The following is a 24,103-nucleotide window of genomic DNA, read 5'->3' on the forward strand; positions in this document are numbered from 1 at the left end:
ACGTTATGAAGTTCTATCACTACACCACCCAGTCGGCGGCCAAATCCATAACTGGCAATCAAATCGGCGTCCCCGCCGTTCAGGAGTGGAAATGCACGATGAATCAACCTCAAAAGTGGGCATGGTTCACTAAACAGCATGAGGAAGGCTTTTATTTGACCACCATACCGCCGTCTGAAATACGAAAGAAAAAAGAAAAACTCGGTATTAGCAAACTTTCAGAAGTCTATGTTTTGTATTTCAACATCACATGGATAAAACCAAAACAGATGAAATCAGTGGATGACTATGTCAATAACGGATCCATCAGGATCAAAAAAGTTGGCGAGCCTGAAAAAATCTGTGCCCAACGTATCGGGGTCAATACCAATCAATTGGACAATGTTCCTTTCCCGGTGGAGTCATGTTTATGGGCAGGCCCAGTCGAAGGATTTCCTGACGATATTTGAGCGTGCCGAGGATGATTAATGCCCCGCTCCACCGACAGCAACACCACCCTCTCCCTCACCGCCACCTCGCTGTCGGCGCTGTACCCTGAATCGCTGTCCGGCGAAGAACGCCTCAACGGCTTGGGCTCGCACATCCTCAACGGCATCAACGATGGCGCCTCGCTGGACCTCACGACGGCCGTCGCCAGCCACGTGACCGCCACGCTGCACAAGGATGCCTTGCTGCGTCCGCTGGATTGGCTGGTGGCCGAGATCCGCCAACTGCCGGCCGACGCCACCGCCGAGCGCTATCAACTCCTGCTCCGGCCCTGGCTCTGGTGGCTGAGCCTGGCCAGCAACAACCGCGTGTTTCAGAACCTTGCCACCTCGGACATCGTCACGACGATTTTCAAGGGCCACGGCTTCACCGACTTCCAGCTCAAGCTCAGCGGCAGCTACACACCCCGCGAGTACTGCGTGCAGTACGGCGAAACCGACCTGGCCTTCGTCTCGCGCCTGCTGGAAGAAGACGGGATTTTCTGGTTCTTCAGTCATGAAGACGGTAAGCACACGCTGGTACTGGCCGACAGCAACGACGCCTTCGCGCCCATCCCCAACGGGCCGACGGTGAATTATCTCGGGCAGAAAATGGGCGAACGAGAACTGCACGGCATCCGCTCCGGACAAGTGTGCCTGCAAGCGGTGGCCGGGGTTTACCAGGCGACCGACTATGAATTCACCACGCCGACAACATCGCTCTACAGCCAGGCCGAAGCTGTGGCCGGGCCGAGCTCGGTGTACGAACATCCAGGCAGCTATACCGCCAAGGCCCAGGGCGATGCGCTGACCAAACAGCGGGTGGATGGCCTGCGCAGCCAGGAGAAACGCTTCGTCGGCGAAAGCGACTGCCGCTGGCTGGTGCCGGGGTATTGGTTCACCCTCGCCGGCCATGAAGACTCGACGCTGAATATCGATTGGGTCGTGACGGCGGTCAGCCATGAAGCCAGCCATGACAGCTATCGCAACCGCTTCGAAGCGATCCCCAAGGCCACGGTCTATCGACCGGCCCGCCTCACGCCAAAACCCCGCATGCACACCCAGACGGCGCTGGTGGTGGGCAAGGCCGGCGAAGAAATCTGGACCGACGAATACGGCCGGATCAAATTGCAGTTCCCCTGGGACCGCACCGGCAAGAACGACGAGACCTCATCCTGCTGGGTCCGCGTGGTCTTGCCCTGGAGCGGCAAGGGCTTTGGCATGCAGTTCGTGCCGCGCATCGGCCAGGAAGTCATCGTGACCTTCATCGACGGCGACCCGGACCGCCCCTTGGTCACCGGCTGCGTCTACAACGGCGACAATGCCCTGCCCTACGCGCTGCCGGCGAACCAGACCCAGTCCGGGATCAAGACCAATTCGTCCAAGGGCGGTGGTGGTTTCAACGAGTTGCGCTTCGAAGACAAGAAGGACGCCGAAGAAGTGTTTCTCCAGGCCCAGAAAGACTTCAACATCAACGTGCTCAACGACACCACCGCCACCGTCGGCCACGACGAAACCCTCACGGTGCAGAACGCCCGCACCCGCACGGTAAAGGACGGCGACGAAACCGTGACCCTGGAGAAAGGCAAGCGCAGCGTGACCATCCAGACCGGCAGCGACAGCCTCGATGTGAAGGACACCCGCACCGTCACCGTGGGCTCGGACCAGAGCCACAGCACCGGCGGCAATTACGATCATAAGGTCACCGGCAACTACAGCCTGACGGTGGACGGCAACCTGACCATCAAAGTCAGCGGCACCCTGACCCTGCAAAGCGGCGGCAGCTTCGCGATCAAGAGCGGCGCCGACCTGGCCGCCCAGGCCAGCACGTCCATCAGCCAGAAAGCCGGCACGGCCCTGAGCAACCAGGCCGGTACCTCGCTGGAAAACAAGGCCGGCACCACCCTGACCAACGACGCCGGCATCAGCCTGGTGAACAAGGCGGCGGCCGAACAGACCGTGGACGGCGGCGGCATGCTGACCATCAAGGGCGGCCTGGTGAAGGTCAACTGACAGGAGCGCACCGATGGCCCCGAAAAAACTCGACCTGGAGCGTGGTGACAGCCAACTGAGCGGGCAACTGGTCGATGGTCAGCTCGACGGCCCGCTGCAAATCGAAGAAGCCCAACGCCCGCAAGCAAAACTCAACTACAGCCAAGGTGAACTGCAAGGCACCAGCACCCTGTATCACCCCAACGGCAAGGTCTCGGCGGTATTGCCGTTCGTGAAAGGCAAACTGCAAGGTGTGGCGAGCTTCTATGCAGCCGAAGGCGGGTTGCAACGCCAGGCCACGTACCGCCGCGGGTTGCTGCACGGTGAGGCGAACAACTACTTCCCCGACGGGCAACTGGCCGAAGCCGAGGTCTATCGCGACGGCGTGCGCGACGGCCGCTATCGCCGCCTGCACCCCAACGGCAACCCGGCGGTCGAAGCCCGCTACCTCAACGGCCAACTGCTGGAACCACCCCAGGCCTACGCCGAAGACGGCCGGCCACTGGACGCCGAAGGCAAACCGATCTCCCGAGTGCGCTGGTGGTTCAGGCGCTGGAATGATCCAGCGCAGGCCTGAACACACCACTCCCACAAGAGATTTAGGGCAAGCACAAAACTTGAGGCCACTGAAGACCCAGTGTGGGAGCGGGCTTGCTCGCGAAGGCGGCCTAACAGTCGACATCAATACTGAATGTGCCACCCTCTTCGCGAGCAAGCCCGCTCCCACAGGGGATTGGAGGTGGGCAGCTAGCCTGCGTCCACCGCGCAACCATCAGGGGATGAGCATCTGCACCTGCCCCGGCACGACGATCTTGATCACCCCGGCCCAGGTGCACATCAAGGTGCTGTTGGCATCGATGGCCGGCATGTTGCCCAGCAACAGGGTCGGGGCGCCGCCGGGGATCCAGGGGGCGGCGGTGGCCGGGATGCAGGGCATGGGGGTCAACACGCCGAGTGCCGCCGCGGTGGCGGCGGCCACGGTCGGGTTCGCCAGGCTCATGCACATGCCGAACGTGGTGATGTTCACCAGCGGGATGTGATCCATGATATTCGCCGCCGGCATCCCGCCGGTCAGCAGGCGATTGACCGGCAGCACATTGAGCACCGCCGGGGCAGCGCCGAAGCTGCATTGCAAGGTCGCGGTGCCACAGACTTGCGGGCATCCCATCGCGGTTGCTCCTTTGAAAGCGACAGATCCCGAAACCTTAGCTCGCCCCTACCCAACGCGCACGCCGCCATGCATCAAGCCCGCTGATTATCCGGCAACACGCTAACCTATAAGACCCTGGCGTGCTTGTGACGCCTCCCACGCGCCATTAGATTAGCCAATGATCGATGGCCTCCAAAATAAGCAGAAGGGATAAGCATGGCGTTTACTGATCAGTCCACCCGCGTGCGCGACGGTGAAGAACTCGATGCCAACCTGATCGACCCGTACCTCAAGGCCCACATTCCCGGCCTGACCGGCGTGCCGCAGATCAGCCAGTTTCCCGGTGGCGCGTCGAACCTGACCTACCTGCTGGAATACCCCGAGCAGGAATTCGTCCTGCGCCGGCCGCCGTTCGGCCACAAGGCCAAGTCCGCCCACGACATGGGCCGTGAGTTCCGCATCCTCAATCAATTGCGCGAGGGTTTCCCGTACTGCCCCAAAGCCTACGTGCACTGCACCGACGAGTCAGTGATGGGCGCCGAGTTCTATGTGATGGAACGGGTCAAGGGCATCATACTGCGCTCCGACCTGCCGCCGGAACTGGGTTTCGACGCCGCCCGCACCGAAGCGCTGTGCAAGAGTTTCATCGACCGGCTCGTCGAGCTACACCGTGTCGACTACAACGCTTGCGGCCTGGCCGACCTGGGCAAGCCCGAAGGCTACGTGGCCCGGCAGATCCGCGGCTGGAGCGACCGCTACGAAAAAGCCCTGACGCCCGATGCGCCGAAGTGGGAAGCGGTCAAGGCCTGGCTCAACGACAAGATGCCGGCCGACCATCCCACTTCGAGTATCGTCCACAACGACTACCGCTTCGACAACGTGATCCTCGATCCAGAGAACCCGATGCAGATCATCGGCGTGCTGGACTGGGAACTGACCACGATCGGCGATCCGTTGATGGATCTGGGCAACAGCCTCGCCTACTGGATCGAAGCCGCAGACCCGGCCCCCGTCCAACTGATGCGCCGCCAGCCAAGCCATGCCCCCGGCATGCTGACCCGCCGCGAGTTCGTCGATTACTACGCCGAGCGCGCCGGGATCCGCATCGACAACTTCGACTTCTATTACACCTACGGCCTGTTCCGCCTGGCCGGCATCGTCCAGCAGATCTACTACCGCTTCTTCCACGGCCAGACCCAGGACAAACGCTTCGCGCAGTTCGTTCAGATGAACACACTGCTGGAGCAGATGAGCCTGCAGGTCATCAGCAAATCCACGCTCTGAGCGCACCTATAACAAGGAAACAGCATGTCCAAGACCCAGTTGTTCGACCTCGACGGTAAAATCGCCTTCGTTTCCGGCGCCAGCCGCGGCATCGGCGAGGCCATCGCCAAACTGCTGGCCCAGCAAGGCGCCCATGTAATCGTTTCCAGCCGCAAGCTCGACGGTTGCCAGCACGTGGCCGACGCCATCATCGCCGCTGGCGGCAAGGCCACCGCCGTCGCCTGCCACATCGGTGAAATGGAGCAGATCAGCCAGGTATTCGCCGGTATCCGCGAACAGTTCGGGCGCCTGGACATCCTGGTCAACAACGCCGCCACCAACCCGCAATTCTGCAACGTCCTGGACACCGACCTGGGTGCGTTCCAGAAAACCGTGGATGTGAACATCCGCGGCTACTTCTTCATGTCGGTGGAAGCCGGCAAGCTGATGCGCGAGAACGGCGGCGGCAGCATCATCAACGTGGCGTCGATCAACGGCATCTCGCCGGGGATCTTCCAGGGCATCTACTCGGTGACCAAGGCTGCGGTGATCAACATGACCAAGGTCTTCGCCAAGGAATGCGCGCAATTCGGCATCCGCTGCAACGCCCTGCTGCCAGGCCTGACCGACACCAAGTTCGCCTCGGCACTGGTCAAGAACGACGCCATCCTGAAGACCGCCCTGGCGCAGATCCCCCTCAAGCGCGTGGCCGACCCAAGCGAAATGGCCGGCGCGGTGCTGTACCTGGCCAGCGATGCGTCGAGCTACACCACGGGTGTGGCGTTGAATGTGGATGGTGGGTTCCTGTCCTGACAACAGGCTCCATGGCAGACCTGTGAAATCCCCTGTGGGAGCGGGCTTGCTCGCGAATGCGGTGCGTCAGTCACAGTTGCATTAACTGATCCACCGTATTCGCGAGCAAGCCCGCTCCCACAGGGGGATCCTCAGCAGTCACGGAGATGAATATTTATTCCAATATTTGCAATTAACGAATATTTATTCCATAAATAGCCCTCCTGAAAATAACAATTCAAAGGGCTCTTTCTCATGCGTGAACTCGGCATCGGTCTGATTGGCACCGGCTTCATGGGCCGTGCCCATGCCTTGGCGTTCCACAATGCCAAGGCGGTGTTCGACCTCCCCCTGAACCTGAAACTGGCGGCTCTGGCCGACGCCGATCCGCAGCGAGCCCGGCAATGCGCCCACAGCTGGGGGTTCGAGACGGCCCACAGCGACTGGCAACAACTGATCGACGACCCGAAGGTCAACCTGGTCGCCATCACCACGCCCAACCACCTGCACTTCCCCATGGCCATGGCCGCGTTGGCGGCGGGCAAGCCGGTCTATTGTGAAAAGCCCCTGGCGGTGTCCCTGGAACAGGCCGAGCAGATGCGCCAGGCGGCCAAGGCAGCCGGGGTGGTGACGCGGGTCGGCTACAACTACCAGCACAACCCGATCATCCAACGGGCGCGGGAGCTGATCCAGCGCGGCGACCTGGGGCGGATCATCAGTTTCCAGGGCGAGTTCAGCGAAGACTTCATGGCCGACCCCGCCTCGCCGTGGTCATGGCGCTGCGAAGCGGCCCACGCCGGCGGCGCACTGGCGGACCTGGGCAGCCACTTGCTGGCCATGGCCCGGCACTTGTTGGGCGATGTCGAAGCGGTGTGCGCCGACAGCCAGACCGTGCACAGCCAACGCCCTGCCAGCGTGGGCAATGCCGAACAACGCGCCATTGCGGTCGATGACCAGGTCCACGCGCTGCTGCGTTTCGCCAACGGCGCCCGGGGCACGGTGAGCAGCAGTTGGCTCAAGCACGGCTACAAGAACCACCTGAGTTTCGAGATCAGCGGCACCCTCGGCACCCTGGCGTTCGATCAGGAACGGCTCAATGAACTGCGCCTGTGTCGCGTCGGCCAGGCAGGTTTCCAGCGCCTGCTGGCCGGCCCGGATTTGCCCGGTTATGCCGCGTTCAGCCCAGCCGCCGGTCACCAGTTGGGGTACAACGAATTGAAGACCCTGGAAGTCCAGGAACTGGTGATGACCCTCGCAGGCGAAGGCGGCAGCGGGACCGACTTCGAAGAGGCCTGGGAAGTGGAGCGGTTGGCGGCGGCGATTCGTGTGGCGGCGCGGGAGGAGCGTTGGGTCAAGGTCAGCAAGCTATAAGCGCTCATTTATGCCCATTTTGTGAATCCCTGTAGAAAGGGGATTTATCCCCATCTGTGGGAGCAAGGCTTGCCCGCGATGAAGATGACGCGGTCTCCCTGGGAACCGAGGCGCCTGCATCGCGAGCAAGCTTTGCTCCCACGCAGCGGGGATAAATCCCCTCGCCACAGGGGGTTCAATTTCAATCTTGGGTTTGCAGTTCAACCAGCCACACCGCCAGCGCCTTAGCCTGGCTCGCCACATCAGTCACAGCAGTACTTTCCCACCACATCCCCCGCAACGGCGGGCCCATGGCGAACAGGCGCTCGGCAGGCTCGCCTCGGGCGTCCAGCACCGCACCGTCAGCACGCGCGGCGATGCCCAGGGCCAGCGGCCCGGGCTGGATCAGCCCCCGGGCCAGCAACTGCTGCGGCAACGGTCGCGCAACCCGGCGCCAGTCATATTCGATGCCACTGGAGTTGATCAGCGCCGCGCCCTGCACCACCGCCAGTCCGGCCTCGCCCCGGCGGCGGATGGTAATACCCAGCGTGCCCTCGGCAGAGGACGCCAGCCCCTTGAACGACGCCGCCTGAATCCGCAACCGCCCTTCTTCGTGCAGACGCGCCACCAGCTCCGCGCTCAGCGGGGGCGAACGATGGTGATGGCTCTCCCACCATGGCCGTACATGGCGGACGAACTGCCGGCGTTGCACATCGCTGGCCTGGTTCCACAACCGCCCGATGTGCGCGCGCACCGTGTCCAACGGGGCCTGCCAATCGATGCCTTGGGCCTGGGCCTGACGGCATTGCTCGCGCAGGGCCCGCATCAACTGGCGTGGCGACCGCAGGCTGTGATCGTCGGCGAGGAAATCCACCCAGGCGGGGGGCTGGCGGCGCACATGGGGCAACAAACCATGGCGGGAAAACACTTCGATCGGCCCACGGTGCCCGGCCTGCTCCAGGGACACGACGGCATCGACCATGGTCAACCCCGAGCCGATGATCAGCACCGTGGACTGCGGATCGAGCTGGCGCATCGCAGCCACATCCCAAGGGTCCAGGGCCGCGGCATTCAAGCCGCTGGATTCGGTTTGCGGGGTTCGCGCCGCCGGGAACATGCCGGTGGCCAGTACCGCGAAACGGCCGCGCAAGACCTGGCCGTCATCCAGCGTCAGCATTACGGCATCGTCGGCAACCCGCAGGTCCACGGCCTCCCCGCGCACGTGCTCGGCGGTCGAACCGTTTTGCGCGCCTATCTCGCGAGCCTCGGCCAGCCGTTGTTGCACATAGAGGCCAAACATTCCCCGGGGCGGGAACAACTCGCTGATCGGCACGTGCTGCTGATCCGACTCGGGCCAGCCGCCGGCCTCGATGAACGCGGTGAGCCATTGGGTCAGGTCATCGGCGTTGTCCGGGTCGACGCTCATCCGCGCCGCGTTGCCGTTCAAGGTGTGGCCCAGTTCCACGGCACTGTAGGCCTCGCCCCGGCCCAGTTCACTGCGCGGCTCGACAATCAGCACCTCGCGCCGGCCCGGCAGGCGCAGCAGCTGCGCGGCCAACATGGCACCGCTCAGGCCGCCACCGATGATCAGGATATCGGCCTCCCGGGTGATGCCCTGCTCATGTCGCTCCAGCGCTGTGTCCATACCGCTCTCCAGGAATCAAATCACCACGTTGCGTACGAATCTCGCCGCCACCGGGCCGTCGTTGCGATAGGCATGGGGCTGGTTGCTGGCGAACATGAAGAACTCGCCGACGCCTATGCGGCGCTCTTCGCTGCCCAGCAGCAACGTCAGGCAGCCTTCGAATACATAAAGTTGTTCGCTCCATCCATCTGCGTCGCACTCGGAATGGTAATGCTCGCCCGGCTCCAGCCGCCATTCCCAGAGTTCTACCTCACGGCTGGCGGTGGCCTTGGCGAGCAACACAGCTTTGCTGCCCGGGATCACACCGGCCCAGACCAGTTCGTTGATGCGGCTCGGGTCGCGGGCTTCGGGGGCCTGGATCAAGTCGCTGAAGGCCACGTCCAGGGCTTCGGCGACCCGGTCCAGGGTGGTCAGGCTGACGTTCTTTTCCCCAGCCTCAATGGCCACCAGCATCCGCCGGCTGACCCCCGACAACTCGGCCAACGCCGTCTGGCTGAGCTCGGCGGCATGCCGCAGACGACGGACGTTCTGGCTGACGTGTTGCAGGACGGAGGCCCGCTGGCCGGATTCTTTGTGCACTATATTGCTCACATGGCTGGGTTGCGCATTATACTGCCCAACTTCGGACGCATTGTGCGTCCGCCTCAAGTGGCGCGCAAGGTCATGGCATCGGTGAACTCCCCGCAAGCTTCCTCCCGTTTCTCAAGGTTCAGCAAGGCCGAATGCGTGCTGGTGCTGATTACCATGATCTGGGGTGGGACTTTCCTGCTGGTGCAACACGCCATGACGGTCAGTGGGCCGATGTTTTTCGTCGGCCTGCGCTTTGCCGCCGCGGCCGCGTTTGTCGCGCTGTTTTCCTGGCGGCATCTGCGGGACCTGACCCTCTTCGAACTCAAGGCCGGATGCTTCATCGGCGTGGCGATCATGCTCGGCTACGGCCTGCAGACCGTCGGCCTGCAAACCATCCCCAGTAGCCAATCGGCGTTCATTACCGCGCTTTACGTGCCATTCGTGCCCTTGTTGCAATGGCTGGTGCTGGGCCGTCGGCCTGGTTTGATGCCGAGCATCGGCATCATGCTGGCGTTCACCGGGCTGATGCTGGTGTCGGGCCCGGCCGGGGCCTCGCTGAACTTCAGCCCCGGTGAAATCGCCACGTTGATCAGCGCCATCGCAATCGCCGCCGAGATCATCCTGATCAGCGCCTATGCCGGCCAGGTCGATGTGCGCCGGGTGACCGTGGTGCAACTGGCAAGCACCGCGGTGCTGGCCTTCCTGATGGTGGTGCCGACCCAGGAAAAAATTCCGGATTTTTCCATGTTGCTGCTGGTCAGCGCCGTCGGCCTGGGCGCCGCCAGCGCAGCGATCCAGGTGGCGATGAACTGGGCACAGAAAAGCGTCTCGCCGACCCGTGCCACGCTGATCTATGCCGGTGAGCCGGTGTGGGCCGGCATCGCCGGGCGCCTGGCGGGCGAGCGGTTGCCGGCGATTGCCTTGTTCGGCGCGGCACTGATCGTGGCGGCGGTGATTGTCAGTGAGCTGAAGACTCGGAGCAAAGGTAGCGTCGAGGTGGATGAGGTGCTTGAGCGCGAGCAGTGAGGCCGGTGGACCAGCGAAATAGCGGCGAGCAAAATCCTGTGGCGAGGGGATTTATCCCCGCTGGGTCGCGTAGCGGCCCCCGAAACCTGCCGGTGCGGTGTGTCAGCTCTATGGAATTGCCTGCTTTGGGTCTGCTGCGCAGACCAGCGGGGATAAATCCCCTCGCCACAGGTAATGTGTATCACCCGGTATTGAGCGTTATCTCCAATCAGTCGACATTACGCAGGACCTCGGTCCATCGGCTCCAGTACCCGTGTTGATTCCCAAGCTGTGTCCACTGACCAAAACAACGCAAAGTCAGAAAACTCCACCTCCCTTGTAGGATTCTGCGACACCCTCGCGGTTGGTGATCGGGAATACGCCACGTATGATCCCTCACAACCTCCCGCCGAATAGAAGCCTATGTCACTGATAGTTCTATTGCTTTTGCCCTTCATCGGCAGCTGTGTCGCGGCGCTGCTGCCGCATAACGCCCGTAACGCCGAATCACTGCTGGCCGGCCTCATCGCCCTGGCCGGCACGGTTCAGGTGGCCTTGCTGTACCCGCAGATCGCCGACGGCGGCGTGATCCGTGAGCACTACACCTGGTTGCCCAGCCTGGGCCTGGATTTCGTATTGCGCCTGGACGGCTTCGCCTGGCTGTTTTCGTTGCTGGTGCTGGGCATCGGCACGCTGGTGTCGCTGTACGCTCGCTACTACATGTCGCCGGACGATCCGGTGCCGCGCTTCTTCGCATTTTTCCTGGCGTTCATGGGCGCCATGCTCGGGCTGGTGATCTCCGGCAACCTGATCCAGATGGTGTTCTTCTGGGAGCTGACCAGCCTGTTCTCGTTCCTGCTGATCGGCTATTGGCACCACCGCGCCGACGCTCGACGCGGTGCCTACATGGCGTTGATGGTGACCGGGGCTGGCGGGCTTTGCCTGCTGGCCGGGGTGATGCTGCTCGGCCATGTGGTGGGCAGCTATGAGCTGGACAAGGTCCTGGCCGCCGGCGACCTGATCCGTGCCCATGCCCTCTACCCCATCCTGTTGCCGCTGATCCTAATCGGCGCCTTGAGCAAAAGCGCCCAGTTTCCGTTCCACTTCTGGCTGCCCCATGCCATGGCCGCCCCCACGCCGGTGTCGGCGTATCTGCACTCGGCCACCATGGTCAAGGCCGGGGTGTTCCTGCTGGCGCGGTTATGGCCGTCGCTGTCGGGCAGCGAAGAGTGGTTCTACATCGTCGGCGGCGCGGGGGCCTGTACGTTGCTGCTGGGCGCCTACTGCGCGATGTTCCAGAACGACCTCAAGGGCCTGCTGGCCTACTCCACCATCAGCCACCTCGGGCTGATCACCCTGCTGCTGGGCCTGAACAGTCCGCTGGCGGCCGTGGCGGCGGTGTTTCATATCCTCAACCACGCCACCTTCAAGGCGTCGCTGTTCATGGCCGCCGGGATCATCGACCACGAAAGCGGCACCCGCGACATTCGCAAGCTCAGCGGCCTGGTGCGACTGATTCCGTTCACCGCGACCCTGGCCATGGTCGCCAGCGCGGCGATGGCCGGGGTGCCGTTGCTCAATGGTTTCCTGTCCAAGGAAATGTTCTTCGCCGAGACCGTGTTCATTTCCGCCACGGCCTGGGTCGAACTGGCGCTGCCGATCATCGCTACCATCGCCGGGACCTTCAGCGTCGCCTACTCCTTGCGGTTCACCGTGGATGTGTTCTTCGGCCCCACCGCCACCGACCTGCCCCATACCCCTCACGAACCACCGCGCTGGATGCGCGCGCCAGTGGAGTTGCTGGTGTTCACCTGCCTGTTGGTGGGGATTTTTCCGGCCCAGGTGGTCGGCTCGTTGCTCGCGGCCGCCGCGTTGCCGGTGGTGGGCGGGACGCTGCCTGAATACAGCCTGGCGATCTGGCACGGCCTGAACGCACCGATGATCATGAGCCTGGTGGCCATGTCCGGCGGCATCGTCCTGTACCTGCTGCTGCGCAAACAGCTCCGGCAAGGGCACATCAAGCACCCGCCGTTCATTGGCCGGCTCAGTGGCAAGCGCTTGTTCGAGCGCTGCCTGGTGCTAATGATGCGCCAGAGTCGGCGGGTGGAGCGCAAGATCAGTACCCGGCGCCTGCAAGCCCAACTTTTTTTCCTGGTGCTGGCGGCGGTATTGGCCGGGCTGATCCCGATGCTGCACAGCACGCTGGTCTGGGGCGACCGGCCGAAGATCCCCGGCTCCATCGTCTTCGTCACCCTGTGGCTGCTGGCGATCGCCTGTGCCCTGGGCGCGGCCTGGCAGGCCAAGTATCACCGGCTCGCGGCCCTGACCATGGTCAGCGTCTGCGGCCTGATGACCTGCGTGACCTTCGTCTGGTTCTCCGCCCCCGACCTGGCCTTGACGCAACTGGTGGTGGAAGTGGTTACCACCGTGCTGATCCTGCTGGGCCTGCGCTGGCTGCCACGGCGGATCGAGGACGTCTCGCCGCTGCCCAACAGCGAGCGGCGCGCGCGCATCCGGCGCCTGCGGGACTTGCTGCTGTCCATCGCCGTCGGCGGCGGCATGGCGCTGTTGTCCTATGCGATGCTCACGCGCCAGACGCCTAACGACATTTCTTCGTTCTACTTGAGCCGTGCCCTGCCCGAAGGTGGCGGCAGCAATGTGGTGAACGTGATGCTGGTGGACTTCCGGGGCTTCGACACCCTCGGGGAAATCACCGTGCTGGTGGCGGTGGCCCTGGCAGTGTTCGCCCTGCTGCGGCGTTTCCGCCCACCGAAGGAAAGCATGCAGCTACCGGCGCAACAGCGCCTGCTGGCGCCGGACGTGGTCACCGACCTGGTCAACCCGCGCCATGCCAGCGACACCGCATTGGGCTTCATGATGGTGCCGTCGGTGCTGGTGCGCCTGCTGCTACCGGTTGCCCTGGTGGTGTCGTTCTACCTGTTCATGCGCGGCCACAATCAACCCGGTGGCGGCTTCGTGGCCGGGCTGGTGATGTCGGTGGCGTTCATCCTGCAATACATGGTCGCCGGCACCCAGTGGGTCGAGGCGCAAATGAGCCTGCGGCCGCTGCGCTGGATGGGCACCGGGCTGTTGTTCGCCACCGCCACCGGCCTGGGATCGATGGCCGTGGGTTATCCGTTCCTGACCACCCACACCTGGCATTTCGAATTGCCGCTGCTGGGGGATATCCATCTGGCCAGCGCGCTGTTCTTCGACATCGGTGTGTACGCCGTGGTGGTCGGTTCCACCCTGTTGATCCTCACCGCCCTGGCTCACCAGTCGGTACGGGCCCATAAGCCGGGCCTGCAAGCCAAACCCGTCGCCGCCGTCAAAGGAGCCACCGTCTGATGGAAGAAGTCATCGCAATCGCAATCGGCGTACTGGCCGCCTCCGGTGTCTGGCTGGTGTTGCGGCCACGGACCTTCCAGGTGGTCATGGGCCTGTGCCTGCTGTCCTACGGCGTCAACCTGTTCATCTTCAGCATGGGCAGCCTGTTCATCGGCAAGGAACCGATCATCAAGGACGGCGTGCCCCAGGACCTGCTGCACTACACCGACCCGCTGCCCCAGGCACTGGTGCTGACGGCCATCGTGATCAGCTTCGCCATGACCGCCCTGTTCCTGGTGGTGCTGCTGGCGTCCCGGGGCCTGACCGGCACCGACCACGTGGACGGCCGGGAGCCCAAGGAATGATCTTGACGCCCCATCTGATCGCAGCGCCCATCCTGCTGCCGCTGCTGACCGCCGCGTTGATGCTGATGCTGGGCGAGAAACACCGCCCGCTCAAGGCACGGATCAATATGCTTTCCAGCCTGCTGGGCCTGGGCATCGCCGTGCTGTTGCTGAACTGGACCCAGGACCAGGCCCTGCCCGCGTCCATTGGCGTGTACCTGCCCGGCAACTGGCAAGCGCCGTTCGGCATTGTCCTGGTGGTCGATCGCCTGTCGGCGCTGATGCTGGTACTGACCGGCATCATCGGCGTCAGCGCCCTGCTCTTCGCCATGGCCCGCTGGGACGGCGCCGGGGCGAGTTTCCATGCGCTGTTCCAGATCCAGCTGATGGGCCTCTACGGGGCCTTCCTGACGGCGGACCTGTTCAACCTGTTCGTGTTCTTCGAAGTGCTGCTGGCGGCTTCCTACGGCCTGATGCTGCACGGATCGGGCCGGGCGCGGGTGTCGTCAGGCCTGCATTACATTTCCATCAATCTGCTGGCCTCGTCGTTGTTCCTGATCGGCGCCGCGCTGATCTATGGCGTCACCGGCACGTTAAACATGGCCGACCTGGCCCTGAAAATCCCGCTGGTGCCAGAGGCCGACCGCGGCTTGCTGCACGCCGGGGCCGGCATCCTTGCGGTGGCGTTCCTGGCCAAGGCCGGGATGTGGCCGCTGAACTTCTGGCTGGTGCCAGCCTATAGCGCCGCCAGCGCACCGGTGGCGGCGCTGTTTGCGATCATGACCAAGGTTGGCGTCTACACGATCCTGCGCCTGTGGACGTTGCTGTTCTCCGGCCAGGCCGGCGCCTCGGCGTATTTCGGCGCCGACTGGCTGGTCTATGGCGGCATGGCGACCATCGCCTGCGCCGCCATTGCCATTCTCGCGGCCCAACGGCTGGAGCGCATGGCCAGCCTGAGCATCCTGGTCTCGGCCGGGATCCTGTTGTCGGCCATCGGCTTCGCCCAACCGAACCTGGTGGGCGCGGCGCTGTTTTACCTGGTGAGTTCGACCCTGGCGCTGTGCGCGCTGTTCTTGCTGGCCGAGCTGATCGAGCGTTCGCGCTCGGCCAATGAACTGGCCCTGGACGACGACTTCGACACGTTGCCGCGACCACTGGAATCCCTGCAACCGCCCAAGGGCATCAACCTCGACGACGAACAGAAAGCCGTGGTCGGGCAGGTGATTCCCTGGACCATGGCCTTCCTTGGCTTGAGCTTTATCTTCTGTGCGCTGTTAATTATCGGCATGCCGCCGCTGTCGGGGTTCATCGGAAAGCTGAGCCTGCTGAGCGCCTTGCTCAATCCCCAAGGCTTCGGAGCCAGCGGCGGGGAATCAGTATCAAAACAGGCGTGGGGCCTGTTGGCCTTGCTGATCCTCTCGGGGCTGGCCTCGCTGATTGCCTTTTCACGCCTGGGCATCCAGCGTTTCTGGACGCCCCAGGAACGCCCGTCACCGTTGCTGCGACCGTTCGAATGCCTGCCGATCGTCGTGCTGCTGGGCCTGGGCATCGCCCTGACCTTCAAGGCCGAACCGTTGCTGCGCTACACCCAATCCGCCGCCGACGCGCTGAACACCCCGGAACATTACGTGATGTCGGTACTCGCCACCCGCGCCGTGCCCAATCCCGACAGCCGCGCCGCGCTGCGGGAGGTGCAGCCATGAAGCGCCTGTTGCCCGCCCCGTGGTTGTCCCTGGCGCTGTGGTTGCTGTGGCTGGTGTTGAACCTGTCCGTCAGCGCCGGGCATCTGCTGCTGGGCGCAGCGCTGGGCTTCCTGGCGCCGTTGATGATGCGCCCGTTGCGCCCACGGCCCATCCGTATCCGCCGGCCGTGGGTGGTGTTGCGCTTGTTCCTGCTGGTGGGCCGTGATGTGCTGGTGTCCAACGTGGCGGTGGCCTGGGGGGTGCTGAACGCCGGACGCCGCCCGCCTCGCTCGCGGTTCATCAAAGTGCCGCTGGACCTGCACGACGCCAACGGCCTGGCCGCGTTGTCGATGATCACCACGGTGATCCCGGGGACAGTCTGGTCGGAACTGGCCCTGGACCGCAGCATCCTGCTGATGCACGTGTTCGATCTGGAAGACGAGGCGTCTTTCATCGCGCATTTCAAGACTACGTACGAGCGCCCGTTGATGGAGATTTTCCAATGAGCCCCCTGCTGTCCAATGCGATCCTGTTGAGCCTGTTCCTGCTCTCCCTGGCGATGGTGTTGACCCTGTGGCGACTGTTCAAGGGCCCTTCGGCGCAGGATCGGGTATTGGCCCTGGACTATCTGTACATCGTGGCGATGCTGATGATGCTGGTGCTGGGCATCCGTTATGCCAGTGACACCTATTTCGAGGCGGCGCTGCTGATCGCCCTGTTCGGCTTTGTCGGCTCGTTTGCCCTGGCCAAGTTCCTGTTGCGTGGCGAGGTGATCGAATGACCGGCGAACTGTCGATGTGGGTCGAAATCCCGGTGGCGATCCTGCTGGTGCTCGGCAGCCTCTTCGCCCTGGCCGGAGCGATCGGCCTGGTGCGGCTGAAGGATTATTTCCAGCGCATGCACCCTCCGGCCCTGGCATCCACACTGGGCGCCTGGTGCGTGGCACTGGCTTCGATCGTGTATTTTTCGGCGCTCAAGTCCGCGCCGGTGTTGCACGCCTGGCTGATCTCGATCCTGCTGTCCATCACCGTCCCGGTGACCACCCTGCTCCTGGCCAGGGCGGCGTTGTTCCGCAAGCGCATGGCTGGGGATGATGTGCCGGCGGAAGTGAGCAGTCGCAGGACCGGGCACGACGGCTGACCGCTACCTTAAGGCAAACACCCTTTGTGGCGAGGGGATTTATCCCCGCTGGGCTGCGCAGCAGCCCTAAGTGCAGTCACCTCGGTGTGTCTAGCTAGTTGTGCTCTGCCTTTTTGGGGCTGCTACGCAGCCCAGCGGGGATAAATCCCCTCGCCACAGGCCGGGTGACGGAGTGACTCAAGCCCACGCCACCGCCAGCAACCCGGCCCCAAGCACCACACACAACGGCGAGTAGACCCAGGTGTCGAGCCTGGCGAAGGTCGAGCCCTTGACCTCCTTGAAGAAACCTACCAGCTCCGACTCGCCAATGGCCCGGGCGAACATCAGCAAGGCAATCGCGCTGATCAGCCACTGCAACGCCCGATGAGTGACCGGCTGCGCCAGCAGGCCGACCCGCAGGCACACCAGCAGCGCCACCATCAGCAGCGCCAGGGCCACCAGCAAGGTCAGCCAGCCCGAGGGGTCGAACGCCGGTCGCAGCGCCCCCCCCTGCTTCACCGGCACCTGAGGCACCACAGCCTTGGCCGCCCACCGCCCACCCAGGGCCCAATACATATGAATCAAGCTGATGGTCGCAAACACTGCGACCAGCGACCGAGCCAATAAAAGCGTCATTCGCCAGCCTCCTGAAAAGGGTTGAACAATCATCCTAGCTCGAATTTGGCATTTCGCTGGACGGGCGCAGATTGCCAGTTCCCAGCGAATGATTCATTGCCCAGGATCAAGCGTTCAACCTGCTGGCACGCGAGAACGCCCTAGAGACCGGCAGACACCTTGTCCGCCACCTCCTTGGGCAGCCAGGCCTGCCAGACCTGTGGATGCGCCTTGAGGAACGCCTCGGCGGCTTCACGGGGTGGGATGCGCTTCTCGCTCATGTCGGCCAGAGCCTTGTTCAACGGTTCGATGGGCAAGTCGACCTTGCTGAAGAACTCGGCAATCTCCGGGTATTGCTTCTGGAACGGCGCAGAGACGCCAATCGACAGTTTCGAGGCCAGTGAGCGGGTCGGCTTCGGGTTGGGGTTATCGGCGTCGGTCAGGGTTTTCCAGGCCTCGGCATCGAACGGCGGCTCTTGCAACTGCACCAGCTTGAAGCGCCCGAGCAGTGGCGTGGGCGACCAGTAATAAAACAGGATCGGCTTGCCCCGGCGGATCGTCGAGCTGATTTCCGCATCCAGCGCCGCCCCCGAACCGCTGCGAAAATTCACGTAGCTGTCAGACAGGCCATACGCCTTGAGCTTCTGTTTGTTGACCACCTCGGAGGTCCAGCCAATGGGGCTGTTGAGGAAACGACCCTTGTCGGGGCTCTCCGGGTCCTTGAACACGTGCTTGTAGCGCGCCAGGTCCTCGACACTGCGCAGGTTCGGCGCCAGGGGCTTGATGCCCTTGGCCGGGTCGCCCTTGATGACGTATTCGGGCACCCACCAACCTTCCGTCGCGCCTTTGACCGTATCGCCCAGGGCGATCACCTTGCCTTCGGCCTCGGCCTTGACCCACACCGGGCTGCGGCCGGCCCATTCCTCGCCGATCACCTGGATGTCGTTATTGGCCAGGGCGGTTTCCAGGGTAATGGTGGTGCCCGGCAATGTGTCGGTCTGCAACCCGTAGCCTTTTTCGACGATGATCCGCAGGATATCGGTGATCAGGCTGCCACTTTCCCAGTTCAAGTCGGCAAAGTGGATCGGCGCTGTGGCGGCCGACGTCGGAAGGGGTGAAACCAACACCGCGAAGGTGGCCCAGGCAGCCAGCCACTGTCGAACTCGTTTCATGCTTTGCACCTCATGCCAGATACAGCAATAGCTGAACGGCCCTGCGTAACCGAACGCAAGCCCTGAATAGTTCAGTCAATTGACTGTAGCCGAGGTTCCAGCGAGATCTTGCGAAACGGTCACTCGCTGGCCTTGAAGGTCACCAGTTCGCCCTTGCGCCACTTGGCGGCCTTGGCGGTGACCGCCTTCAAGGTCTTGGTCAAGCCTTCCTGCAACTGTTCGTTGGCCGCAAACACGGTCACCACGCTGTGGCCTTCCTTGAACAGGATTGCCTGACCACCGGGGGTCGTGACGAAAGCGTAATCGCCAAGGCCATAGACCGTCAGCTTGATTTCGCGAAAGCGGATTTCAAACTTGCCACCTTCGCGGCTGGGCAATACCGCCGCGCGAAAATGATCACCGACCTTGAGCTCCAGCCTGGGCTTGTCATCGACCACCAGGGCCGACTCGGTGTCGATTTCGGCGACATAGATACCTTCGGCGGTCTGCTCGGTGATGTAGACGAAACGTGACTGGAAGAGTTTGACCAGTTTTGCCCGCAGGTCACCAAGTACGAATAACGCATGCATGTCGAGATTACTTACTGCCAAGGAAACATCCCCATCATTTGAAAAAGGCCCGTCCTGCACAAAGGACGGACCACGAGAACCCGTACCGACTGTAGTGTCGTAATGGACCTGTAACTGAAATTCGAAGTGAACGGAGCGCCCTGTCCCGGGCCGAGAGCAGACTAAAGGTTGCCGCTCTCGCCGTCTTTCCCGGGGGGTCGCCAGAGGCTGAAGGAAAAAGCCACTCTGAGCATCGGAAAAGATGGGACTACTAACTTTAGGGAAATTTCTCACTTAAAAAAGCATTTTTCTGACATCGAGCCCAAAAAAAATTGCTTTAGATAGGCGCAACCGTCCACACGACACTGCCGATTCTAGAGCAGCCGACAGCGTGGAGACTACTCGAAGTACCCGACAATTCGTCGGTAAACCATAGAAAAGGAATTCACATGGCCACTTTTACAACCCTGCCCCACCCCGTCGCCCCTTGCATCGTCGACACAGATGACACCTTTGACGGGGTCGATTGCTTGCCCATTTCGTTGATTCAACCACGTTATCGGGTCGTTTTGGCCGGCAAGTGTTTTTTTCACATTGAGGAAACATCGACTGGACGAGTAAGAGGTTTCCGAACCGACCATAACGAAGCCTGCTACCTGGCCAGGCGTCTCGAACGCAGCGCCTGAGCCTATATATGCCCGTCCATGACTTAACTCAGCCGCCGACGGGCAACTGCTGCCATACTGCCCGCCCAGCGAAGCCGTCGCCCATCGACGGATTGCGCACCCATAGCATGAGTATGACTTCGAGGAGAAGGCGCGACGTGACGGAATTTGATATCGGCGATTTTTTTATCCGGGGCGAAGCCAGAGAAGTCGAAGGCGAGTTCCAGGCCGTCATCGTTATGCGCGCCAAGCCACCCTTGACCACCGTCAGTTGCCACCAGGTGGAGAAGGATCGCTGGTTCAAGACCGCGGAGATCGCTGCCGAGGCCGCCAGGGAAGCGGCCAAGGCGTTGAAGGCCGCCGTGGATGAAGGGGCCTTGAAAGCCTGAGCCCGATCGAACTCCTGATGAGCGCTTGCCTCAGATAAAGGGAAGCACCGAGGCGCCACGACGGCGCCCCGACCAAAGGAGACTCCCATGGAACAACCTTCCCACGAACTCAAGACCCTGTTCGACCAACTGGGCCTGCCCTCCGACGACAAGGCCATTGACGACTTCATCATCGCCCACCCCCTGGCCCCGGAGATCAAGCTGGTGGAGGCCGATTTCTGGTCGAACCAGCAGAAAGACCTGCTCCGGGAATGGCTGCTCGCCGACGGCGAAGAAGCGGTGCTGGTGGATCAGCTGAACGTGCGTCTGCACGGTGGCAAATAGCCTCAAGAGCCACCAACGCTTTTTGTGGCGAGGGGGATTTACCTGTGGGAGCAAAGCTTGCTCGCGATGAAGACGACGCGGTTTTCCAGGGAACCGAGGCGCCTGCATCGCGAGCAAGCTTTGCGCCCACAGCCTAGCGCGGCTTCTCGGGTTTGTAGCCCAGGCGCAAACCACCCCAGTGACGCCCCTTGAGCATGATCGGTACGGAAAGATCGTGCATCAACTCACCCGTGTCTCGGGTGTAGGTCTGGAGCAGCACTGGCTGCTGGTGGCTGCCGCAGCGGATCCCGGTGCGGTCGGAGAATTTGCGCTTGGTACGGTTATTCAGCGTGTCCACCTGGGGATCGCCGGTCAGCGGCTGGCTGAAGACCTTGTTATGGGTCGGCACGTAGCCCTGCTGGGTGCAGGCAATCGCAAACACCAGGCCCTCATGCCGTGCAAGCAAAGGCTCTTGGATCGCCGGCAGTACCTGGTCGGTGTAACGGTCGAAGCGGGTCTGGAATTTGGCTGGCTGGGTATTGGGGATCGGCTGGTAGTTGCGGTCGAACAGGTCCTCCAGGCTGACACGGCCCTGGTCGATATCGGCCTCGAACTGCGCGGCGATCTGGCTCGCCCCTTCGCGCGCCAGGTCGTAGACCCGTTGGTGATAATCGTCGAGGCCCACCTCGGCCAGGCGTTCGCTGATGGTTTCGGCCTGGCCTTCCATTTGCACCGCCGCTTCGGCCAGGCGCTGGGTCTGCTGGTCGCTGATGGACAGGTCGCCGCGCATCTGCTCGATGGCGTGGAACAGGCTATCGAGTTGTTCGCGATTGGTGTCGGTGCCTTCGGCGATGGCGCTGACCTGGGTTTCGACGCCGGCGGCGAGCCGTGCGATGTTTTCCAGATGCTGGCCGGTGTGCTCGACCTGCTGCACGCCAATGTCCAGGTCAGCGGCCAGTTGACGGATCTGCTCCACCACCTGGGCGGTGCGCTGCTGGATGTCGGCCACCATCACCCCGACCTCGCCGGTCGCTGCCGCGGTACGCCCAGCCAGGCCGCGGACCTCATCAGCCACCACCGCGAACCCACGGCCATGCTCACCGGCCCGTGCCGCCTCGATGGCCGCGTTCAGCGCCAGCAGGTTGGTTTGGCTGGCGATCGACTGGATCACCAGGCTGACCCGCTGGATTTCATCGCTGCGCACGCTCAAGGCTTCGATCAACTCGCGGCTGTCGTTGGCGCGCTGGCTGAGCTGGTGCATGCGGCTGATGGACTCCACCAGCTCGCTGCGCCCGGCCACACTGCTGCGATGGGCCTCGCTGGCGGCGCTCAGGGCCTGCTGGCTGAGTTGCGAAGTGGCTTGCTCGGTGGCGATCATCGATTCGGCATTGCTGACGATCTGCGCCGCCGCATCGAGTTGGGACTGGACCTTGCCGGCCAGTTGCTTGACCGAATAGGCGACACCGGCCGCTGACAGCGCGTTATGGCTGGTGGTGTAGGACAGGTCGCGGGTCAGCTCGGCCAGTGTGTCGGTCGCGGGTGCGGGCGCCGCGGCCACGCGCGAACGCAGGCGCGGTAACCAGACGATGAGCATGACCAGCGGCAGGCCCAAGTACAGCGACCAGCCGCCCAGGGCCATGCCACACAGCAGCAAGGCCAGGGCGAGACTCTGCAAGGTCGGCGTCAGCCAGCGCGCCGCGCTTTTTGTCTCAGGTACCGAGGCCGGCACCGCACCCGCCAGCGTTCCGTCTGTCGCCATGTTCGTCACCCACATTCTCGTTGTTATGAGCGCATTAAACGCCACTACCGAGCCATTATCCATGGTCCATTAGTCGCGTTCTTGCAGCAGATCAACAGGAGTAGACGAACGAGCACGGGCGAAAGCAAAAGATCGCGGCCTTCGTCAAAAGGTCGCGATCTTTTGTTGGAAAACGCGAATCAGGCCTGACGCTGGTGCTTGTCGATCTGTTCGTGACGTTCCTGGGCTTCGATGCAGTACTTGGTGGTCGGGCTGATCAGCAGGCGCTTGAGGCCAATAGCCTCGCCACTGTCGTCGCACCAGCCGAAGCTGTCGTCGTTGATGCGGTCCAGGGCTTGCTCCAACTGAGGCAGCATGCGCTGGTCGCGATCGATGGCATTGACCAGCCAGGTACGCTCTTCTTCTACGGAAGCAGCGTCCGCCGGGTCAGCCGGGGTGTCCAGGCTCTCAATGGCGATTCGGTTCTGTTCGATGCGCTCGTGGGTTTCGACCTTCATGTTCTGCAACAGCTTGGTGAAGAAAGCCAGCTGCTCGGCATTCATGTAGTCATCCGCCGGCATGGCCAGCAACTTTTCCTTTGTCATTGATATCTCTATAAAAAAACGTGCATTAAGGCGAATTATGGAGCGTCCCGCAGCGCAGCTGCCACGCTCATCAGGAAGGCGCCGTCTATTCCAAGCGCCACCCGGCACTCAATTTACGAGGGGCGGCAGTCTAAGGCCGAGTCGAGGCCTCAGCAACTGAAAACATAGGGAAAATGTCCGACAACCCCTTCAAATGTTCTCTGACAGGCTTTTGGCAGTCATCGGAGTGCGTTTATAACAAGAAATTCGGTGCAATAGCTGTATTAAGAAGACAAATGGCAACGCCACGCGGGTCAGGCGTGGCGCTTTGTCGCAACTTCCCGGGTCTCAGCGCTTGAGTTTGCGCTTGTTGCGGTACTGGTCGATGACCACCGCCACCACGATGATCAGCCCCTTGATGATGTCCTGGATGTAGGCATCGACACCGACGAAGGTAAAGCCGCTGGCCATCACCCCAAGGATCAGCGCGCCGATCACGGTGCCGGTGATGCGCCCCACCCCGCCTGCCAGGCTGGTGCCGCCGATCACGGCCGCGGCAATCGCGTCCAGTTCATAGGACATGCCCATGCCCGCCTGCCCGGTCGCCGCCCGCGCCGAGGCCACCACGCCGGCCAACCCCGCCAGCAACCCGGCGATGCTGTAGACGATCACCAGGTGGCGCTTGACGTTGATGCCCGAGGTACGCGCCGCCTGCATGTTGCCGCCGATGGCATAGGTGTACTTGCCATACTTGGTGTAGCGCAGGGCGATGTGGAAGATCACTGCTACCACCAGGAAGATGATCACCGGCATCGCGCCATGCCCAATGGCGGTATAGGAATCGGACAGCATGCTCACCGGTTGGCCTTCGGTGTAGTAGCGCGCCAGGCCACGGGCCGAGACCATCATGCCGAGGGTGGCAATGAACGGCGGAATACCGGTCATGGCGATGATGCTGCCGTTGATCGCCCCGGCCAGCAGCCCTACCCCGAGCCCCGCCACCACCGGTATCCACACCGGCAAGTCCGTCAAGGAGGGAAACACCGCCCGGGCGAAGTCAGAAGTCTGGGCCAGGCTGGCGGCGATCATCGCCGACAGCGCCAGCACCGAGCCGGACGACAGGTCGATACCGGTGGTGATGATCACCTGGGTCACGCCGATGGCCAGCAGACCGATGATCGACACTTGCAAGATCATCAGCACCAGGCGCTGGGAGTTCATCAGGAAACTCTGGTCACGCATGATCCAGCCGAACATTTCGAACACCAGGCCGATGCCGATCAGCACCAGGAAGATACTCAGTTCCGTCGGCAGTCGCCGGCGCGCCCTGGCCGGTGCGGCCGCGGGTTTGTTTTCCAGTATCGCGTTCATAACCATTCACCTTTT

General features: G+C 62.6%; 25 protein-coding genes. 16 read left to right on the plus strand and 9 right to left on the minus strand.

Features of this window, described 5'->3' with window-relative positions:
* Nucleotides 1–5 precede the first annotated feature (5 nt).
* From B0E42_RS23180 to B0E42_RS23190, 3 genes are read left to right on the plus strand one after another with little or no spacing between them, the layout of a single operon-like run.
* On the plus strand, nucleotides 6–449 hold the full coding sequence (locus B0E42_RS23180; protein WP_053189077.1) for a hypothetical protein: 444 nt from the start codon (nucleotides 6–8) through the stop codon (nucleotides 447–449).
* A gap of 18 nt (nucleotides 450–467) precedes the next feature.
* Nucleotides 468–2,477: a type VI secretion system tip protein VgrG gene (gene tssI, locus B0E42_RS23185; protein WP_053189080.1), complete on the plus strand. Its 2,010-nt coding sequence runs from the start codon at nucleotides 468–470 to the stop codon at nucleotides 2,475–2,477.
* 13 nt (nucleotides 2,478–2,490) lie between these two features.
* Nucleotides 2,491–3,033: a toxin-antitoxin system YwqK family antitoxin gene (locus tag B0E42_RS23190; RefSeq protein WP_077507659.1), complete on the plus strand. Its 543-nt coding sequence runs from the start codon at nucleotides 2,491–2,493 to the stop codon at nucleotides 3,031–3,033.
* Between the two features lie 195 nt (nucleotides 3,034–3,228).
* Here the strand turns inward: B0E42_RS23190 and B0E42_RS23195 are convergent, their stop codons facing one another.
* Complete coding sequence (locus tag B0E42_RS23195; protein ID WP_003202818.1) at nucleotides 3,229–3,624, minus strand: DUF4280 domain-containing protein; 396 nt, start codon at nucleotides 3,622–3,624, stop codon at nucleotides 3,229–3,231.
* A gap of 198 nt (nucleotides 3,625–3,822) precedes the next feature.
* Between B0E42_RS23195 and B0E42_RS23200 the strand changes: the two genes are divergently transcribed.
* The 3 genes from B0E42_RS23200 to B0E42_RS23210 all read left to right on the plus strand — a co-directional run bounded on the left by B0E42_RS23200 (nucleotide 3,823) and on the right by B0E42_RS23210 (nucleotide 7,032).
* Entirely contained in the window at nucleotides 3,823–4,890 is a 1,068-nt protein-coding gene (locus B0E42_RS23200; protein WP_077507662.1) for a phosphotransferase family protein, read from the plus strand.
* Between the two features lie 24 nt (nucleotides 4,891–4,914).
* Entirely contained in the window at nucleotides 4,915–5,682 is a 768-nt protein-coding gene (locus B0E42_RS23205; RefSeq protein ID WP_018612731.1) for an SDR family oxidoreductase, read from the plus strand.
* A gap of 234 nt (nucleotides 5,683–5,916) precedes the next feature.
* The gene (locus B0E42_RS23210) at nucleotides 5,917–7,032 is read left to right on the plus strand and encodes a Gfo/Idh/MocA family protein (protein WP_053189088.1); all 1,116 of its coding nucleotides are present in this window, start codon (nucleotides 5,917–5,919) and stop codon (nucleotides 7,030–7,032) included.
* Nucleotides 7,033–7,213: 181 nt separating this feature from the next.
* Here B0E42_RS23210 and B0E42_RS23215 read toward each other — a convergent pair whose 3' ends face one another.
* Together B0E42_RS23215 and B0E42_RS23220 are read right to left on the minus strand one after the other, a co-directional pair.
* Nucleotides 7,214–8,656, minus strand: coding sequence for an FAD/NAD(P)-binding protein (locus tag B0E42_RS23215; RefSeq protein ID WP_077507665.1), 1,443 nt, complete (start codon nucleotides 8,654–8,656; stop codon nucleotides 7,214–7,216).
* A 15-nt stretch (nucleotides 8,657–8,671) separates the two neighbouring features.
* Entirely contained in the window at nucleotides 8,672–9,235 is a 564-nt protein-coding gene (locus tag B0E42_RS23220; protein WP_018612737.1) for a helix-turn-helix domain-containing protein, read from the minus strand.
* Between the two features lie 12 nt (nucleotides 9,236–9,247).
* Here B0E42_RS23220 and B0E42_RS23225 point away from each other — a divergent pair, with 12 nt between their 5' ends.
* The 7 genes from B0E42_RS23225 to B0E42_RS23255 all read left to right on the plus strand — a co-directional run bounded on the left by B0E42_RS23225 (nucleotide 9,248) and on the right by B0E42_RS23255 (nucleotide 16,724).
* Entirely contained in the window at nucleotides 9,248–10,252 is a 1,005-nt protein-coding gene (locus tag B0E42_RS23225) for a DMT family transporter (protein WP_174599588.1), read from the plus strand.
* A gap of 402 nt (nucleotides 10,253–10,654) precedes the next feature.
* Complete coding sequence (locus B0E42_RS23230) at nucleotides 10,655–13,579, plus strand: monovalent cation/H+ antiporter subunit A (protein WP_077507671.1); 2,925 nt, start codon at nucleotides 10,655–10,657, stop codon at nucleotides 13,577–13,579.
* Nucleotides 13,579–13,923 (plus strand): Na+/H+ antiporter subunit C, encoded by a 345-nt coding sequence (locus B0E42_RS23235; protein WP_003202835.1) that lies wholly within the window; start codon nucleotides 13,579–13,581, stop codon nucleotides 13,921–13,923. The genes B0E42_RS23230 and B0E42_RS23235 overlap by 1 nt, the downstream gene beginning before the upstream one ends.
* The gene (locus B0E42_RS23240) at nucleotides 13,920–15,605 is read left to right on the plus strand and encodes a monovalent cation/H+ antiporter subunit D (RefSeq protein WP_077507673.1); all 1,686 of its coding nucleotides are present in this window, start codon (nucleotides 13,920–13,922) and stop codon (nucleotides 15,603–15,605) included. Before B0E42_RS23235 ends, B0E42_RS23240 begins: the two co-directional genes overlap by 4 nt.
* Entirely contained in the window at nucleotides 15,602–16,090 is a 489-nt protein-coding gene (locus B0E42_RS23245; protein ID WP_053180260.1) for a Na+/H+ antiporter subunit E, read from the plus strand. The genes B0E42_RS23240 and B0E42_RS23245 overlap by 4 nt, the downstream gene beginning before the upstream one ends.
* On the plus strand, nucleotides 16,087–16,365 hold the full coding sequence (locus B0E42_RS23250; protein ID WP_018612749.1) for a K+/H+ antiporter subunit F: 279 nt from the start codon (nucleotides 16,087–16,089) through the stop codon (nucleotides 16,363–16,365). Before B0E42_RS23245 ends, B0E42_RS23250 begins: the two co-directional genes overlap by 4 nt.
* Nucleotides 16,362–16,724: a Na+/H+ antiporter subunit G gene (locus B0E42_RS23255; protein WP_077507676.1), complete on the plus strand. Its 363-nt coding sequence runs from the start codon at nucleotides 16,362–16,364 to the stop codon at nucleotides 16,722–16,724. Before B0E42_RS23250 ends, B0E42_RS23255 begins: the two co-directional genes overlap by 4 nt.
* A 177-nt stretch (nucleotides 16,725–16,901) precedes the next feature.
* Here the strand turns inward: B0E42_RS23255 and B0E42_RS23260 are convergent, their stop codons facing one another.
* The 3 genes from B0E42_RS23260 to B0E42_RS23270 all read right to left on the minus strand — a co-directional run bounded on the left by B0E42_RS23260 (nucleotide 16,902) and on the right by B0E42_RS23270 (nucleotide 19,059).
* Nucleotides 16,902–17,339: a DUF3995 domain-containing protein gene (locus B0E42_RS23260; protein ID WP_077507678.1), complete on the minus strand. Its 438-nt coding sequence runs from the start codon at nucleotides 17,337–17,339 to the stop codon at nucleotides 16,902–16,904.
* A 140-nt stretch (nucleotides 17,340–17,479) separates the two neighbouring features.
* Entirely contained in the window at nucleotides 17,480–18,490 is a 1,011-nt protein-coding gene (locus B0E42_RS23265) for an ABC transporter substrate-binding protein (protein WP_077507681.1), read from the minus strand.
* A 119-nt stretch (nucleotides 18,491–18,609) separates the two neighbouring features.
* Nucleotides 18,610–19,059 carry a hypothetical protein gene (locus tag B0E42_RS23270; protein ID WP_003202850.1) on the minus strand — a complete coding sequence of 150 codons (450 nt, stop codon included), beginning with the start codon at nucleotides 19,057–19,059 and terminating at the stop codon, nucleotides 18,610–18,612.
* Between the two features lie 428 nt (nucleotides 19,060–19,487).
* Between B0E42_RS23270 and B0E42_RS31870 the strand changes: the two genes are divergently transcribed.
* From B0E42_RS31870 to B0E42_RS23285, 3 genes are all read left to right on the plus strand, one after another.
* Nucleotides 19,488–19,724, plus strand: a complete 237-nt coding sequence (locus B0E42_RS31870; protein ID WP_024619513.1) for a hypothetical protein — start codon at nucleotides 19,488–19,490, stop codon at nucleotides 19,722–19,724.
* A gap of 137 nt (nucleotides 19,725–19,861) precedes the next feature.
* Complete coding sequence (locus tag B0E42_RS23280; RefSeq protein WP_077507684.1) at nucleotides 19,862–20,092, plus strand: hypothetical protein; 231 nt, start codon at nucleotides 19,862–19,864, stop codon at nucleotides 20,090–20,092.
* A gap of 87 nt (nucleotides 20,093–20,179) precedes the next feature.
* Entirely contained in the window at nucleotides 20,180–20,416 is a 237-nt protein-coding gene (locus B0E42_RS23285) for a DUF2789 family protein (protein WP_018612759.1), read from the plus strand.
* Between the two features lie 133 nt (nucleotides 20,417–20,549).
* On the opposite strand, the gene B0E42_RS23290 is transcribed toward B0E42_RS23285, so the two are convergent.
* The 3 genes from B0E42_RS23290 to B0E42_RS23300 form a co-directional block, all read right to left on the minus strand.
* Entirely contained in the window at nucleotides 20,550–22,217 is a 1,668-nt protein-coding gene (locus B0E42_RS23290) for a methyl-accepting chemotaxis protein (protein WP_371915902.1), read from the minus strand.
* A gap of 116 nt (nucleotides 22,218–22,333) precedes the next feature.
* Nucleotides 22,334–22,738, minus strand: coding sequence for a TraR/DksA C4-type zinc finger protein (locus B0E42_RS23295; RefSeq protein ID WP_003180518.1), 405 nt, complete (start codon nucleotides 22,736–22,738; stop codon nucleotides 22,334–22,336).
* 327 nt (nucleotides 22,739–23,065) lie between these two features.
* Nucleotides 23,066–24,088 (minus strand): ABC transporter permease, encoded by a 1,023-nt coding sequence (locus B0E42_RS23300; protein ID WP_018612765.1) that lies wholly within the window; start codon nucleotides 24,086–24,088, stop codon nucleotides 23,066–23,068.
* Nucleotides 24,089–24,103: the final 15 nt, after the last annotated feature.

The sequence above is a fragment of the Pseudomonas sp. A25(2017) genome, assembly GCF_002001065.1.
Taxonomy (GTDB): domain Bacteria; phylum Pseudomonadota; class Gammaproteobacteria; order Pseudomonadales; family Pseudomonadaceae; genus Aquipseudomonas; species Aquipseudomonas kilonensis.